At 72.7% G+C, this 15749-nt stretch carries 13 protein-coding genes; 7 read left to right on the top strand and 6 right to left on the bottom strand.

Translation table 11 applies throughout. From position 1 onward, the window contains the following. The first annotated feature begins 139 nt into the window (after positions 1-139). A complete protein-coding gene (locus tag ACFXKZ_RS18735; protein ID WP_380001738.1) occupies positions 140-1354 on the top strand; it encodes an acyl-CoA dehydrogenase family protein in 1215 nt (404 codons plus the stop codon). A 47-nt stretch (positions 1355-1401) separates the two neighbouring features. Here ACFXKZ_RS18735 and ACFXKZ_RS18740 read toward each other — a convergent pair whose 3' ends face one another. From ACFXKZ_RS18740 to ACFXKZ_RS18750, 3 genes are all read right to left on the bottom strand, one after another. Further along, positions 1402-1650, bottom strand: coding sequence for a hypothetical protein (locus ACFXKZ_RS18740; RefSeq protein WP_380001740.1), 249 nt, complete (start codon positions 1648-1650; stop codon positions 1402-1404). Beyond that, positions 1647-1967, bottom strand: a complete 321-nt coding sequence (locus tag ACFXKZ_RS18745; protein ID WP_126639905.1) for a DUF6247 family protein — start codon at positions 1965-1967, stop codon at positions 1647-1649. The genes ACFXKZ_RS18740 and ACFXKZ_RS18745 overlap by 4 nt, the downstream gene beginning before the upstream one ends. Positions 1968-2364: 397 nt before the next feature. Beyond that, complete coding sequence (locus tag ACFXKZ_RS18750) at positions 2365-3819, bottom strand: hypothetical protein (RefSeq protein ID WP_380001742.1); 1455 nt, start codon at positions 3817-3819, stop codon at positions 2365-2367. 306 nt (positions 3820-4125) lie between these two features. On the opposite strand from ACFXKZ_RS18750, the gene ACFXKZ_RS18755 reads away from it, so the two are divergent. Further along, positions 4126-6540, top strand: coding sequence for an ABC transporter (locus ACFXKZ_RS18755; RefSeq protein WP_380001744.1), 2415 nt, complete (start codon positions 4126-4128; stop codon positions 6538-6540). An 8-nt stretch (positions 6541-6548) separates the two neighbouring features. Here the strand turns inward: ACFXKZ_RS18755 and ACFXKZ_RS18760 are convergent, their stop codons facing one another. After that, entirely contained in the window at positions 6549-6989 is a 441-nt protein-coding gene (locus tag ACFXKZ_RS18760) for a MarR family winged helix-turn-helix transcriptional regulator (RefSeq protein ID WP_380001746.1), read from the bottom strand. 50 nt (positions 6990-7039) lie between these two features. Here ACFXKZ_RS18760 and ACFXKZ_RS18765 point away from each other — a divergent pair, with 50 nt between their 5' ends. The 5 genes from ACFXKZ_RS18765 (at position 7040) to ACFXKZ_RS18785 (ending at position 13142) form a co-directional block, all read left to right on the top strand. Continuing rightward, a complete protein-coding gene (locus tag ACFXKZ_RS18765; RefSeq protein WP_380001748.1) occupies positions 7040-8179 on the top strand; it encodes a substrate-binding domain-containing protein in 1140 nt (379 codons plus the stop codon). Between the two features lie 54 nt (positions 8180-8233). Then, positions 8234-9688 carry an APC family permease gene (locus ACFXKZ_RS18770; RefSeq protein WP_380001750.1) on the top strand — a complete coding sequence of 485 codons (1455 nt, stop codon included), beginning with the start codon at positions 8234-8236 and terminating at the stop codon, positions 9686-9688. Next, a complete protein-coding gene (locus ACFXKZ_RS18775; protein WP_380001752.1) occupies positions 9685-10704 on the top strand; it encodes an acetamidase/formamidase family protein in 1020 nt (339 codons plus the stop codon). Before ACFXKZ_RS18770 ends, ACFXKZ_RS18775 begins: the two co-directional genes overlap by 4 nt. 307 nt (positions 10705-11011) lie before the next feature. Beyond that, positions 11012-12046: an MsnO8 family LLM class oxidoreductase gene (locus ACFXKZ_RS18780; protein ID WP_380001754.1), complete on the top strand. Its 1035-nt coding sequence runs from the start codon at positions 11012-11014 to the stop codon at positions 12044-12046. 178 nt (positions 12047-12224) lie between these two features. After that, positions 12225-13142 (top strand): hypothetical protein, encoded by a 918-nt coding sequence (locus ACFXKZ_RS18785; protein ID WP_380001756.1) that lies wholly within the window; start codon positions 12225-12227, stop codon positions 13140-13142. 229 nt (positions 13143-13371) lie between these two features. Here the strand turns inward: ACFXKZ_RS18785 and ACFXKZ_RS18790 are convergent, their stop codons facing one another. Together ACFXKZ_RS18790 and ACFXKZ_RS18795 are read right to left on the bottom strand one after the other, a co-directional pair. Continuing rightward, positions 13372-15324, bottom strand: a complete 1953-nt coding sequence (locus ACFXKZ_RS18790) for a PQQ-binding-like beta-propeller repeat protein (protein WP_380001758.1) — start codon at positions 15322-15324, stop codon at positions 13372-13374. Beyond that, positions 15321-15623: a hypothetical protein gene (locus tag ACFXKZ_RS18795; RefSeq protein WP_380001760.1), complete on the bottom strand. Its 303-nt coding sequence runs from the start codon at positions 15621-15623 to the stop codon at positions 15321-15323. The genes ACFXKZ_RS18790 and ACFXKZ_RS18795 overlap by 4 nt, the downstream gene beginning before the upstream one ends. Positions 15624-15749: the final 126 nt, after the last annotated feature.

Here is a 15749-nt window from a genome sequence, read left to right on the forward strand (position 1 = left end):
TGTGCGCCGTGCTCGGGTCGGTGAGGCCGGGCGGATTCGTCGGCACCTCTCGACGCCCCTTGACGGCCCCAAGGGGACGGCGACACACTCAAGCTACCAGCCGGTAACAATTCGACGATGTCCCGGGGGCCCGCCACCCATGACCGCCTTCAGCCTCGCCCTGAACGAGGACCAGACCACCATCCGCGACTGGGTGCACACCTTTGCAGCGGAGACCATGCGGCCGGCCGCCGCCGAGTGGGACGAGCGCGAGGAGACCCCCTGGCCGATCATCCAGGAAGCCGCCAAGATCGGACTCTATTCGCTGGACTTCTTCAGCACCCAGGCATTCGACCCCACCGGCCTGAGCATTCCGCTGATCATGGAGGAACTGTTCTGGGGCGACGCCGGGTTGGGCCTCGCGCTGTCCGGCACCGCGCTCGCCGCGGCGGGCCTGGTGGCCAACGGCACCCAGGAGCAGATCATCACCTGGGCACCCGAATTGTTCGGTACGCCCGACAACGTCCGCGTCGCCGCGTTCTGCTCGTCCGAGCCGAACGCCGGCTCCGATGTCTCCTCGATGCGCACCCGGGCCGACTACGACGAGGCGACCGGCGACTGGATCCTCAACGGGGTCAAGACCTGGGCCACCAACGGCGGTATCGCACACGTGCACGTCGTGGTCGCCACCACCGACGCCACGCTCGGCTCGCGGGGCCAGGCCAGTTTCGTGATCCCGCCGAACACGCCGGGGCTGTCCCAGGGGCAGAAGTTCAAGAAGCACGGGATCCGCGCGTCGCACACCGCCGAGGTGATCCTGGACAACGTCCGGGTGCCCGGCGACTGCCTGCTCGGCGGCAAGGACAAGCTGGACGAGCGGATCGCGCGGGCCAGGTCCGGCACCTCCGCGCGTTCGAACGCGGCGATGGCCACCTTCGAGTCGTCGCGCCCGGCGGTCGCGGCCCAGGCCGTGGGCATCGCGCGCGCCGCCTACGAGGTGGCGCTGGAATACGCCCAGGTCCGCGAGCAGTTCGGCCGGCCCATCATCGACAACCAGGGCGTCGCGTTCACCATCGCCGACATGCGCACCCGGATCGACGCGGCCCGCCTGCTCACCTGGCGCGCCTCGTGGATGGCCGCGACGAAACAGCCGTTCACCGCGGCCGAGGGCTCGATGTCGAAGCTGTACGCGGGCGAGACCGCCAAGTGGGTGACCTCGGCGGCGATGCAGATCCTCGGCGGCAACGGCTACACCCGCGAGTACCCGGTCGAGCGTATGCACCGTGACAGCGCGATCTACACCATCTTCGAGGGCACCAGCGAGATCCAACGCCTGGTCATCGCCCGCACGTTGGCGGGGGTGCCGATTCGCTGACCCGCGCCGCGTCGTCGGGCGGGGCGTCGGGGCGGCGCCCCGCGGGCTCAGCCGGTCCAGACCACGTTCATCACGGTGACTCGGACGCGGTTGTCCTCGATCACGAAGGTGATGAAACCGAAGGCTCCGAACGCGGCTTCGCGCATGGTCTTGAGACCGCTGTGCATCCGGCCGCCGACGCTCCACGGGTCACGTTCCAGCGCGCTCTCCAGGTTGTTGAGCGCGGCGACCGCGGGCTGCGGCAGGCCCGCCTTCTGCCGGGCGGCGGGGGCGTCGTACACCACGAGGTAGCTCATGTGCGCCTGGTCTCGGCGGCGGGCACCGTTTCCAGTTCCTCGCCCGCGTGCAGCCGGGCGGCCCGTTCGAGGACACGTTCGTAGTCGCCGGTGCGGCGCAGGATCAGGTGCCGCTGCCATCCGGCGAGCAGATCGGCGAGCAGGGCCAATTGCCCGGTGTCGTGGGCGTGGGCGAGGGCGGCGGCGAACTCCCGCTCGAACTCGGCGCGGACGTCCTCGGGCAACTCGGCTCGGATCTCGGCCGGCGACGGCCAGCGGGCACCCCCGACCCGGATCACCAGGTCGGGCGTGCGTGGTTCGGGGATCGTCGTGTCCATGTCCTCAGCGTGCCGGCCCCGCCGGGTCGACCGACAGCCGGCGCGTGACGATCGGCCGTACGCCCGGCGAAGCGCAGCCCGTGCACCCTTTCAGGACACCGGGCCCGGTTCGGGGGCCGGCTCCGGCTTGTCGGGGGGCGGAGGTGTGCCCGGGTCGGGTGGCAGGGGCTCCGGGCCGGGTTCGGGCAGCGGGTGGGGGAGGGGCATCGGCGGCACCGGGGGCAGCGGGTCGGGCCACGGGTCGGTCACTGCGACCTCCAAGCAGGTAGCGCGTCGCGGTCGCGACGTCGCCACCCGGATACCCGCCACGAACCGATCCCATCTCCCGGGCACGGCGGACACCCGGGCGCCGCCGCCCCGACGGCACGGCCGACAACCGCCCACCACCCGCCGGGCCCTACGCCGGCTCGAACGCAGCCCCGCTCACCCGCACCGCCCGGCCGACCCACGCGTCCGTACGCATTGACGCCAGCACGTCCGCGTCGGTCGAGGAGGCCACCGACCGCACCCCGCCGCCGCCCTCGCCCTCGACCACCACGATCGCCACCGCCGGTTCGCCCCCGTCGAAGGCCACCGTGCAGCCCACCACCCGTGCCGGGCCCGTATGGTCCGGGTCCACCGGGCGGGCGGGCAACTCGGCGCTTACGTCCACCGCGCGAAAGCCGCCGGGAGCGGGGCGCGCCGACCACAGCGCCCCGGCCTGCTTGGTCACCATGCCCGACACGCTGGTGACCAGCCCGTCCCCGCCCTCGCGCACCCGCCTCGTCACCTCGACGGTGGCGTGCAGCGCGTACGTGTTGAGCGGACCGCCCGCGAACGCCATCCCGCCGGTCGTGGTCAGCTCCCGATCGGCGCGCCCGGTCAGACCCAGTTCGTGCCGCTGGATCCGGACCGCCGCCGGGAAACAGCTGTACAGGTCCACATGCGCGGCGTCGGCCGCCCCGGGGCCCAGCGCCGCGCCGACCGCCGCGAAGCCCGGCGAGCGGGCCGGGTCCGGCCGGGCCACCAGCGGCACCATCGTGTTCGACTCGGCCGCCACCGTCGGGAACACCCACCGCTCGCGCGCGACGCCGAACCGGCGCGCCGTCTCCACCGAGCACAACACCAGCGCGGCGGCCTGGTCGACGTTCATCTGCGAGCAGTGCCACTTGGTATAGGGGCTCGCCAACCATGCGTTGCGCCCGACCGGGGCCAACAACTCGTCCTCGGACACCGTGCGGCCGCGGATCGATCGCCCGCCCTCGGCGGCGACGGCGGCGAACTGCGCGCACAGCGCCGCGATCTCCCGGGCGTCCTGCGCCGGCGACACGCCGCGCGCGGCGCCGATCGCCGACTCCAGGACCGCGTACTGCCGGGCCGGCACCGCCAGATGGCGATCGATCTCGACCCGGGCCAGGATGTCCGCGCCCGGCGCCCACACCGTGTCCGGCACCCCGTCCGCGACCGGATCGACCAACTCGACCCCGGCGATCCGGGCGCGCAGCCGCCGATGCGCCGCCTCGCCGCCCACCACCAGGACCGCGTCCACCCGGCCGGACGCGATGTCGGTGCTCGCGCGGGTGAGCAACGACTGTTGCAGGACGCCCAGTTCGGCCAACGTGCTGTGCGCGTCGACGAGCTTGAAGCGCTCGGCCAGCCACCGCCCCGGATCGCCGTGCCGCCAGGTCCCGCGCGGCACCAAAACCCGCCGCACCGCCCCGAGCAGCCCGCCGAGCCCCTCGGCCGCGTCCTCGACGGCCCGCGCCATCAACTCCAACTCGCCCACCCCGGCCCCGGCCTCGGCCAGGCGCTGATCCGCCACCCCGACCCCGACCAGGACCGGCGTGCGCGGATCGATCCTGTCCAACCCCATCGACGCCCCCTCACACGCGCCGCCACCCGGCGCGCGCCGAAGCTAGCGCCGATGCCCGACGATCACCAGCGGCACGGGGAGCGGGCGGAGGACCGAACCCGGTCCGCGGCCGGGGTGGGAGATCCCGGGCGGGGGCGGCCGAGCCGGGGGAGTCACCCCTCGAAGCGTGTCGGCGGGAGGCGGGCGAGGAACCGGGCGGTTTCGAGGCCGTCGTGCGGTGGGCCTGTGGTTCGGCTGTTCGCCGGCGCGGGCATACGACAACCTTCCGGTGGTGTGGCCGAGAGCGGTGTGGCGAGGAGCGGGTGGATGAGCGAGCACGATCCGTATGTGCGAGTGCGCGGCGCGCGGGAGCACAATTTGCGGGACGTGGACGTGGACATCCCACGCGACACGTTCGTGGTGTTCACCGGGGTGTCCGGGTCGGGCAAGTCCTCGCTCGCGTTCGGCACGCTGTACGCGGAGGCGCAGCGGCGCTACTTCGAGTCGATCGCGCCCTACGCGCGCCGGTTGATCCAGCAGGTCGGCGCGCCGCACGTGGACGAAATCGACGGATTGCCGCCGGCGATCGCGCTGCGGCAGCAGCGGTCCGCGCCGACGTCGCGGTCGACGGTGGGCACGCTGACCACGTTGTCGAACTCGCTGCGGATGTTGTTCTCCCGCGCGGGGAAGTATCCGCCGGGCGCGCCGAGGTTGGACTCGGACGCGTTCTCCCCGAACACCGCCGCCGGGGCCTGTCCGAACTGTCACGGGCTCGGGCGGGTGCACGACGTCGACGAGGCGTCGCTGGTCCCGGATCCGGACCTGTCGATCCGGGACGGGGCGATCGCCGCCTGGCCGGGCGCGTGGTACGGGAAGAATCTGCGGGACATCCTGGCCACGCTCGGCTACGACGTGGACCGGCCGTGGCGTGAGCTGCCGAAGGCCGAGCGGGAGTGGATCCTGTTCACCGACGACCAACCGGTGGTCACCGTGCATCCGGTGCGCGACGCGAGCCGGATCCAGCGCGACTACCAGGGCACGTACAGCAGTGCCCGGCGGATCGTGCTGAAGACGTTCGCGACCTCGAAGAGCGCGACGCAGCGCAAGCGGGTGGAGCGTTTCCTGCGCAGCGGGCCGTGTCCGGTCTGCCACGGTCGGCGGTTGCGGCCGGCCTCGCTGGCGGTGACGTTCGCCGGGTACGACATCGCCGCGCTCGTCGCGCTGCCGCTGACCGAGGCGGCCCGGGTGCTGGCCGAGGCGAAGCCGGACGGGGAGGCCGCCGCGACGATCTGCGCGGACCTGGTGGCGCGGATCGCGGTGCTGGTCGAGCTGGGGCTGGGCTATCTGGGCATGGCGCGCGAGACGCCGACGTTGTCCTCGGGCGAGTTGCAGCGGTTGCGCCTGGCCACCCAGTTGCGGTCCGGGTTGTTCGGGGTGGTGTACGTGCTCGACGAGCCGTCGGCCGGGTTGCACGCGGCGGACACCGAGGCGCTGCTCGTGGTGCTCGACCGGCTGCGGGCGGCCGGGAACTCGCTGTTCGTGGTGGAGCATCGGATGGCCGTCGCCCGCCGGGCCGGATGGCTGGTGGACGTGGGGCCGGGTGCGGGCGAGGGCGGCGGCCGGATCCTGTACAGCGGCCTGCCGGCGGGGTTGCGCGAGGTGGCCGACTCGGCGACGCGCCGCTTCCTGTTCCCGGCCGGCCCGCCGCCGGTGCGCGAGCCGCGGTCGGCCGGCGCGTGGCTGACGTTGACCGGGGTCACCCTGCACAATCTGCGCGATCTGGACGTGGCGTTCCCGCTGGGCGTGTTCACCGTGGTCACCGGGGTGTCGGGGTCGGGCAAGTCGAGCCTGGTCGGTGGGGTGCTGGCCGAGGTGACGGCGGCGCACCTGGGCACCGGGGCGGAGCCGGACGAGGACGACGGGCCGGTATCGGGCGAGGTACGCGCGGTCGAGGGACTGGGGGCGATCGACCGACTGGTGCGGGTGGACCAGAAGCCGATCGGGCGCACGCCGCGCTCGAACCTGGCCACCTACACCGGGCTGTTCGACACCGTACGCCGGTTGTTCGCGGAGACCGACGCGTCGCGGGAGCGCGGGTGGACCGCGAGCCGGTTCTCGTTCAACGTGGCCGAGGGGCGCTGCGAGACCTGTGCGGGGGAGGGCTTCGTCGCGGTCGAGTTGTTGTTCCTGCCGGGCACGTACGCGCCGTGTCCGACCTGCCACGGCGCCCGGTACGACCCGGCCACCCTGGAGGTCGCCTATCGCGGGCTGAACGTGGCGGACGTGCTCGGGCTGACCGTGGACGACGCGGCCGACTTCCTGGCCGACGTGCCCGCCGCCGCGCGCAGTTTGACCACGCTGCGCGAGGTGGGCCTGGGCTATTTGCGTCTGGGCCAACCCGCGACCGAACTGTCCGGCGGCGAGGCGCAGCGGATCAAGCTGGCGAGCGAGTTGCAGCGGGCCCGACGCGGGCACACGCTCTATGTCCTGGACGAGCCGACGGCGGGTCTGCATCCGGCGGATGTGGAGTTGCTGATGCGGCAGTTGCACGGTCTGGTCGACGCGGGCAACACGGTGGTGGTGGTCGAACACGACCTGGACGTGATCGCCGGCGCCGACTGGCTGATCGACCTGGGGCCGGGCGGCGGTGTGCACGGCGGGCGGATCGTGGCGAGCGGGGTGCCGGGGGAGGTGGCGGCGCGGGGGGTGGGGGTGACGGCGCGGTTTCTCGGCGGGCGGTGACGGGCCGGTCAGGCGGCGTCGGGCCCGGCCAGGAACGCCAGCAGGGCCGCCGGGTCCTCGCTCGCGCACGCCGCGCGTACGGCCGCCTCGTGTGCCTCGGCCAGCGCGTTCAGCCGGGCGAGTCGGTCCGTACCGCGCCGGGACAGGTGGACCGTGATCCGGCGGCGGTCGGCCCCGGACTGGCGGCGGTAGATGTGGCCGCCGTCCACCAGCGCGTCCACGATCCGGGTCAGCGTGGCCTGCGGGATCACCAGGGCCCGGGCCAGTTCGCCCATCGATCGCCCCGTGCCGTCGCCCAGGGTGCGCAACACCAGCCACTGGTCGAGGGTGCAGTCCTCCTCGGTCAGGGCGACGGTCAGCGTGCGGGTGAGTCGGCGCTGCGCGACGGTCAGCGCCTCGACCAGAAGCGGCGGTGCGACGGCGCGTTCGGCAAGTTCGCCGGCGGACATGCTGATCACCCCTTCACCGGACCGTTCTCAGGAGCATACTTACTCGCCTGATGAGCGTCGAGACAGTCCTGATCGAGCCGCTCGACGCGCTGTATTCCGACCGGAATCCCCAGGTGCTTCGAGTGGGCCTCGTGGTGCCCCAGTCCGGTGCGCTCGGCATCATCGGCCCCTCCGCCGTGGATGCCGCGCTGCTCGCGGCGCACGAGATCAACTCCGCCTGCGGGGTGCGCGACCGCCGGCTCGAACTGGTGCTGGTGGACGCCGGTGTCCCACCCGCCGAGGTCGCCGCACAGGTGCGACAACTCGCCGACGCCGGAGCGGTGGAGGTGCTGGTCGGCTTCCACACCAGCGACGTGCACCGCGCGATCGAGGCGGTGGTGACGGGACGTGTGCCGTACATCTTCACCCCGCCGCACGAGGGCGGTCGCCGGCTGCCCGGCGTGGTGTGCACCGGAGTCGACCCGATGCGGCAGCTGCGCGAGTCGATCGGCTGGTTGACCCGGCAACATCGGCTGCGCCGCTGGGCGTTGATCGGCAACGACTACATCTGGCCGCAGGCCACGCACCGTGCGGCGGCCCGGCTGATCGCCGAGGCGCGCAGCAGTGTGGTGTACGAGCGGCGGGTCGCCTTCGGCGCGGTGCGCGAGGGGCTGGACGAATTGTTCCAGGGGCTGCGCACGACCGGGGCCGATGCGCTGCTGCTCAGCCTGATCGGGCGGGACCTGGTCGACTTCAATCGGGCGCTGCGGCACGCCGGTCTGGACCGGATCCTGGTGCGGCTTTCCGGATCCCTGGAGGAGAACGGCCTGCTGGCCTACGGCGGCGACGACACCGGCGGGATGTACGCGGTGATGCAGTCGTTCGCGTCGCAGACCGACGATCGCCGGCTGGGGCTGGCCGAGCGGCACCGGGCGCTGTTCGGGCCGGACGCACCGGTTCTGGACGCCTACGCAGAGGGGCTGTACGACGGGCTGCACCTGGTCGCGGCGCTCGCGTCGTGGAACGCGCTGGGCCCCAACGGGTTGGCGGCGGCGGTGCATCGCCTGCTCGACGGGGACCCGGAGGGCACCCGGGCGGCCTGGGCGCGGTCGCCGCTGGGCCCGCCGCGCCGGCAGGTGTTCCTCGCGCGGGCGGAGGGGCTGGATTTCGCCGTGCTTCCGCGCCGCGAAAGTACTTCCATTTGGAAATAACTGGATCTAGGGTCTCTCCGAGACCCCTCGGGGTCGTCCCGAGGAGAGATCACCATGAGCGAAGTCCCCGCGCCCGAATCCGCCGCGAGACCCGGGTCCACCGGCAGACCCGACCCGACCGGTGGACCCGAGTCGATCGAGAAGTACGGCTACAAGCAAGAGCTCCGCCGCTCGCTGAGTTTTCGCGACCTGCTCGTCTACGGCCTGGTCTTCATGGTCCCGATCGCGCCGTTCGGCATCTTCGGCGGCGTGTTCCAGGGCTCCGGCGGCATGGTCGCGCTCACGTACATCATCGGCATGGTCGCGATGATGTTCACCGCGCTGTCCTACGCGCAGATGTCCCAGGCCTTCCCGATGGCCGGATCCGTGTACTCCTACGCCGGTCGCGGCATCGCCGCCCCCGTGGGCTTCCTGGCCGGCTGGATGATCCTGCTCGACTACATCCTCGTCCCCGGCCTGCTCTACCTGATCGCCGCCGTGGCGATGAACTCGCTGGTCGGCTCGATCCCGGTGTGGATGTGGGTGGTCGGCTTCGTACTGCTGAACACGGCGGTGAACTACCTGGGCGTGGAGATGACCGCCAAGGTCAACAAGATCATGCTGATCGGCGAGCTGATCGTCCTGCTGCTGTTCGTGGTCGTCGGCGTGGTCGCGCTGATGGACGGCAAGGGCCGGGGCTTCGACTTCACCCCGCTGTACAACGGCGACACCTTCTCCTGGAGCCTGGCCTTCGGCGCCGTCTCGATCGCGGCGCTGAGCTTCCTCGGCTTCGACGGCATCTCCATGCTGTCCGAGGAGAACAAGGACTCGGCCAAGGCCATCGGCCGCTCGATGGTTGCCGCGCTGCTGCTCGCCGGCACCCTGTTCATCGTGCAGACCTGGGTGGCCTCGCTCCTCGTGGAGGACCCCAAGGCGCTGATCGCCAACGGCGACCCGGACGGCACCGCGTTCTACGACGCGGCCCGGGTCGCGGCCGGCGGCTGGCTGGCCAAGCTCACCGCCGTGGCCACCGCCGTCGCCTGGGGCTTCGCCAACTCGCTGGTCGCCCAAGCGGCCACCTCACGCCTGCTCTACGCGATGGCCCGCGACCGGCAACTGCCGTCCATCCTGGCCAAGGTGCACCCCAAGCACCGGGTGCCGGTCAACGCCACGCTGCTCACCGCCGCCGTCTCGCTCGCACTCGGGCTGTACACCAGCACCCGCGACGACGGCATCACCAAGCTGAGCAGCCTGGTCAACATCGGCGCGCTGACCACCTTCCTCGTCCTGCACGTCTCGGTGGTTGTGCACTACCTCGTCCGGCACAAGAGCCGCGACTACTGGCGACACCTGATCGCGCCCTCGATCGGCTTCGCGATTCTGGCGTACGTCGTCTACAAGGCCGACGACGACGCGCAGCGCCTGGGCACGATCTGGTTCGCGATCGGCCTCGCCCTGCTCTCCGGTCTGGTCCTGGCGGGCCGCCGGCCCAAGATCTCCGCCATCGATCCGCTCGAGGAACCCGTATGACCCTGCTCGAAGTCGTCTCGCTACGGCCGACCTACCACCAGTACGCGTACACCTTCGGCGGTCGCCGACCGCTGGTGACGGTGCGCCCCGGCACCATCGTCGAGTTGTCCACCGAGGACTGCTTCGGCGGCAACGTCAAGGGCTTCGACGATCTGCCCAGCGCGGTCTGCGAGTTCCCCTACCTCAATCCCGTCACCGGCCCGATCGCGGTCGAGGGCGCGGAGGTCGGGGACACCCTCGCGGTGCACTTCGTGGACATCTCGCCCGCCCGGGACTGGGGCATCTCCAGCACCTTCCCGCACTTCGGCGCGCTGACCGCGACGCCGACCACCGCGATGCTGCACGCGCCGCTGGAGGAACGGGTCTGGGTCTACGACCTGGACGTCGAGGCGGGCGTCTGCCGCTTCCGGGCCCGCAAGAGCGACTTCTCGGTCGAGCTGCCCCTGGACCCGATGCACGGCACCGTCGGGGTGGCGCCGGCCGGCGGCGAGACGCTGATGTCGATCACCCCGGGGGCGCACGGCGGCAACATGGACACCCCCGAGATGCGCGCCGGCACCACCGCGTACTTCGGCGTCAACGTCGCGGGCGGCATGCTCTCGATCGGCGACGGCCACGCCCGGCAGGGCGAGGGGGAGGTGTGCGGTACGGCGGTGGAGGCCGCGATGCGCACGGTGATCGTGGTCGACCTGATCAAGGGCGGCGCACCCGTGTCGCCGCGCCTGGAGAACGACCACTACCTGATGACCACGGGCTCGGCCCGCCCGCTGGAGGACGCCTACCGGATCAGCCAGCGTGACCTGGTCGATTGGACGGCCGCCCTGCTGGACCTGGACCTGCTCGACGCCTACCAGCTGGTCAGCCAGGCCGGCCTGGCCCCGGCCGCCAACGTGTGCGACACGAACTACACGATGGTGGCCAAGCTCCCGAAGGCGACGCTGGGCCGGCAGCGCGCCTACGAGGGGCGGCACGACCACCTGCGCGCGGTGGCGGGGGCGTACCTACGGGAGCGCTGAGGGCGCGGTCGGGGCGCGGCTCCCACACCTGCGGGAGCGTGCCGCGACATCGACTCCGGGACCGGAGAGGCCATCGGTCCCGGCACCCGGCGGCGTGCCGCCCCCGCGCCGGGTGGAAGGGGACATCCCCGGGCGAATCGCGTCCGCCGACGCACGTCCCCCCGGGGCCCGGGGATGTCCCAGGGGCCGGGAGCCCCCGGCTTCCGGGTTCCGGCTGGAACGACGAGGATTCGCACGCCGAATCGCTGATCGGGCATGTCCGCCCGCCGGTCGGGAATTCCTCGGGTGTCCATGTGTTGCCACTCGTGTGAACGTGTTTTCGCCGCAGGTCCGGTTCTCCGTCCTCGATCGATCGTTGACGCTCCGCGGCGAGCACCCCGCCTCGGCGCTGCGGCACGCGGTGGCGTTCGCTCGGGAGGTGGAGCGGTTGGGGTATCACCGCTTCTGGGTCGCGGAGCATCACAGCGTGCCGGGGGTCGCCGGGTCGGCGCCGACCGTGCTGGCCGCCGCAGTGGCGGCGGCGACCGAGCGGATCCGGGTCGGCACCGGTGGGGTGATGTTGCCCAACCACCAACCGCTCGTGGTCGCCGAGCAGTTCGGGGTGCTGGAGGCGCTGTACCCGGGGCGGATCGACATGGGTTTGGGGCGCTCCGTGGGCTTCACCGACGGGATCCGCGCGGCGCTGGGGCGGGGCAAGGACGCGGCGGAGGACTTCCCGGAGCGGCTGGCCGAACTGCTCGGCTACTTCCTGGGCACCCAGGACGCACACCCGGGCGTACACGCGCGCCCCGCCGAAGGGCTGCGTCCGGCGCCGTTCGTGCTGGCCACCGGGGCGGGCGCGGATCACGCGGCAGCGGCGGGCGTACCGCTGGTGGTGGCCGCGGCGATCGGCGAGGAGCGCATGCTGCGCGCGATCGACCGTTACCGGACCACGTTCCGGCCGTCCACCTGGTCCGCGCGACCCTACGTGGTGCTCGCCGGCACGGTCGCAGTCGCGGACAGCGCCGAGGCGGCCGACGATCTGCTGCTGCCCGAGGCGTGGGCGGCGGCCTATTCGCGCACCCGCGGCACCTTCCCGCCGCTGATCCCGGCCGAGGAGATCCGCGCCGCGACGCTCACCGCACGCGAGCGCGAACACCTGGACGCCGCGCAGCGCGACCGGATCGCCGGTACGGCGGAGACCGTCGCGGCGGATCTGGCGGCCCTGTTCGCCCGCACCGACGCGGACGAGTTCCTGGTCACCACGAGCAGCCACGACCGGGCCGGCCGCGCCGACTCGGCCCGGCGCCTGGCCGAACTCGCGGGCATCGCACCCCGGATCGGCGCCGGCGCGACGCGCTGAATCGGGGGATCGGCCCCGCTCGTACCGGACCCCCGGCGGCAGCCGGCGGGCGTTGCTACCGTGGTGCGGCTCCAGTGGTCGTTCTGCGGGGAGGTTTCGAGCGATGGCCCATGTCGGCCGGCAGCCGGACATACGTCCACACCCGAACACACCCGGGACTGGGCCCGGTCACGCGCCGGTGGAGACCGCCGCGCAGATCGAGCGGCGCTGGATCGCCAACATCGCCTCCGTGGTGGTCCCGGGCGTGCTCGCGCACCGGATGTTGCGGCCGGCGCACCGGATCGGCAAGCCCGACGGGCTGATGGGCAACCTCAACCGGGTGCGCGCGTGGCTCGGGCTGATGATCGTGCTGGCGGTGTTCCTGCGCGGCCTCTACCAGGAGCGCAAGCAGGGCTCCGGCGAGTCGGCCACCACGACCCGGATCCAGGGCGCGCAGGTGGTGGCCGAGGTGGCGTCGGCGATGGTGCGCCGGATGGTCCTGCTGCCGGTGTACGGGATGATCGGCATCGTGCTGATCGGCTGCCTCCTGGTGCTCTTCGCCCGGCCGCACCTGCGTTCGCTGACCATGCGTCAGTTGATCCACCCGGTCCGCTCGGTCGGGCTGTTCCTGGTGGTCCCGGTGATCGGCGTCGCGGTGGCCTGGGGCTGCCGCAGGGGCGCGGGCCTCGGAAGCAACACCAACACGCTGCGCACCGACGGCACGATGGTGCAGCTGGTCCTGTCGTGGGTGTCCATGGTCGTCGGCATCTGGGTGTTCGGCTTCGCCGTGGTGGCCATCTGGCAGGTGGCCCAGCACCTGTTCTCGGCGGCCGACGGCCACCCGATGTTGCCCGCGCTGATGGCGATGTGGCTGGCCTGGACCTTCACCCTGACCGACCTGCTGATCAAGACGGACAACCCGCTGTTCGCCGGCTCGGACATCGTGCCGGACAACATCAAACTCCCGGTGGGCGTGGGCGGATCGCTGATCATCACCGCGCTGAGCGTGTGGGAGATCCGCCGTCTCGGCCGCTGGAACGGCATCACCTGGCGCAGCGGCCCGTGGGGGTCACGCTCGCCGCAGACCCGAAGCCTCACCCAGGGAGCGTCCCGCTAGGGCGTGTCTTCAATCTCCCGTCGGGCTCCGCGGCGTGAGCGCGGCGAGGAGCCCGAAGGGCGGATGCCGTGCATCGGCGTGCCGGAGAAGCAGGTGCATGGTGGTTTCTATTCGCCTGTTTCTCCGGGGCGGCGAGGTGCGGTGCCGGGCGTCGTGGAGCTCGGCGGGAGATTGAAGACACGCCCCCCGCGGTTGCGTCGGCCGTCGACCGGCGCGACCGCGGGCGGCTTCAGGACGACCTGCGGGCGCCGGTGATCAGGCGGTAGCCCAGGCCGGTGGTGGTTTCGTCGACCAGGAACAGGCGGCCGTCGTGCTCGAAGGGCTTGGGCATCGCCTCCGCGAGCGAGACGCCCAGGCGCAGCGGGTATTCGTCGAGGACGGTGATGTGGCCGTCGTTCGGGTCGAAGCGGACCAGGCGCGGCGGTTTGCTGCCCCGGGCGTTGACCCATACGCGCAGGGCGCCGTCCGGCTCGACCGCGATCGGGGCGGCCTTGCTGTCCACGCTCAGGCCGACCACCTTGACCGCGGCGGGCAGTTCGGAGATCCAGCGCACCCGGCCGCTCGCCCGGTCGATCGCGATGATCTGGTTGGCGCCGGGGGAGGACGAGGCGTGCACGGACCGGCCGTTGTTGCCCGGGACGTAGATGGTGCGCTCGTCGGCGAGCAGGCGCGGGGCGGTGCCGCGGGCGTCGCCGACCAGGGGATTGCCGGTTTCGATCGGGTACGCCGGTTCGCCGCGATCGGTCAGCACCGTGGGCCGGATCGCGCCGCCGGTGCCGGTCGGCTCGTTGACGATCACCGGCGAGGTGGCCACGACCGGGGAGGCGCCGGGCGGGCCGCCCTTGGGCAGGGTGTGTGTCCAGGCCGGCTTGCCGGTCGTGGGGTCCAGGGCCCAGACCGTGTCGGCGCCGGCGCACTGTCCGTTGGCGACCAGGGCCGCGCCGCCGCGGAATCCGGTGACCCGGCAGCCGGCCGCCACGGTGTTCGCGGTCCAGAGCTGGGCGCCGTCCCTGATCCGGAACGCGGTGTCGCCGCTGACCGCCACGCCGTGTGAGACGGCCACCCGCTCCTGGGCCGGGGTGTCCTTGGCGGTGCGCGGTTTGCTCCAGACCTCGGTGCCGGAGGTGACGTCGATGCCCGCGACGCGGTCGCAGGCGGTGCCGACGCCGTAGACGATCACCGCGATCGTCCCGTCGGTGTCGGCGCCGGCGGCGCACATCGAGGCGCCGCCCGGGAGCGGCTTCTCCCAGGCGGTGGCCCCGCTGTCGACGCGGTACGCCACCACGCGGGCGCGCTCCGAACGGACCACGGTGTCGCCCTGGAACCAGGTGCCTTCGAGGGTACGGGCGTCCTTGGCCGCGCTCGTCGGGGGCTTGGGGCCGTCCCGGCCCTCCTTCAACGCCCAGGAGACCGCGACGTGTTCGCCGGAGTTGGCGTAGTCGTTGCCGTCCTTGACCGCCTGCCGGACCGCGCCGACGCCGGCCACCGCCAACACGGCGAGGGCCAGGAGCGCGCTGCGGAGCAGGACCGGGCGATCACGCCGCGCCCGGACCCGGTTGGGGTCGAGCGGCGGGCCGAAGACGAAGTGGTGGTCCGAGGGCGCCGGTTGCAGCGGCATCGGGGAGGACGGGGGTGTCGGTGTCGAGCCGCCGGGGCCGTAGGGCGGCAGTGCACCCGGGCCGACCGGGCCGCCGGGACCGCCGTGCGGCGGCGGGTAGGTGTGCGGGCCGGCCGGGGGATGCGTGTCGTACAGCGGCAGGTTGGGGTTCGCGACGAAGCCGCCGCCGCCGGAGGAATGGGGATACGGCGCCGGGCGGGCGTGCGGTTGCGGCTGCGCCTGGTGCGGGACGTGCGGCTGCGGTTGCCCCTGGGCCGGGGCGTGCGGTTGCGCGTGTCCCTGGGCGGGGGTGTACGGCTGCGCCTGTCCCTGGTGTGGGACGTGCGGCTGCGGCGGGCCCTGGGCCGGGGGCGGCGCGAAGCCGGGGCGGCCCGACGTGTGCGATCCGGGCGGCCCGAACGGCGGTGGGTCGGATGGTGTCGGCTGCGGGGGCGCGAACGGCGGCTGTTCGGCCGGGGTCGGCTGCGGCGGGGCGAACGGCGGTTGTTCGGACGAGGCCGCTCGGGCACGGCGGTGCTCGTCCCACGGGTCCTGCGGATCGTTCGGGTTCTGCGGGGTGCTCACGCGGCGGCTCCCGAAGTGCCGGGTATCACCGGGGCGCCGAGGCCGACCTCGTGCGGTCCCGGCAGGTCCTTGAGGTCGCGGCGGTCCACGTGTCCGACCGACTGGCCGACGTTGTGCAGCCACAACACGAGGAAGGTGATCACCGCGGCGGAGGCGGCGGTGATGAGTACGCCCACCACGATCACCAGGACCTTGCGCGGCGCGGCCGGCCCGCGAGCCGGAGCGGGTTCCGGCGGCGCGCCCCACGGCGTCGGCGTCGGTCCGGCGGCCTGTCGCCGCGGTGGCGATGACTGCGTCATGACGATCGTGCCCCCCGTGTCCCGTTCCCTGTTCACCTCGTGCCGCGGCCGGCGCCGATCCGTCCCCGACACGACATCGCGTCGATTACCGTACCGATCCCGGCCGCCCGCCGCCGACAATCCGGG

This window comes from Embleya sp. NPDC059237 (assembly GCF_042754105.1).
Taxonomy (GTDB): domain Bacteria; phylum Actinomycetota; class Actinomycetes; order Streptomycetales; family Streptomycetaceae; genus Embleya.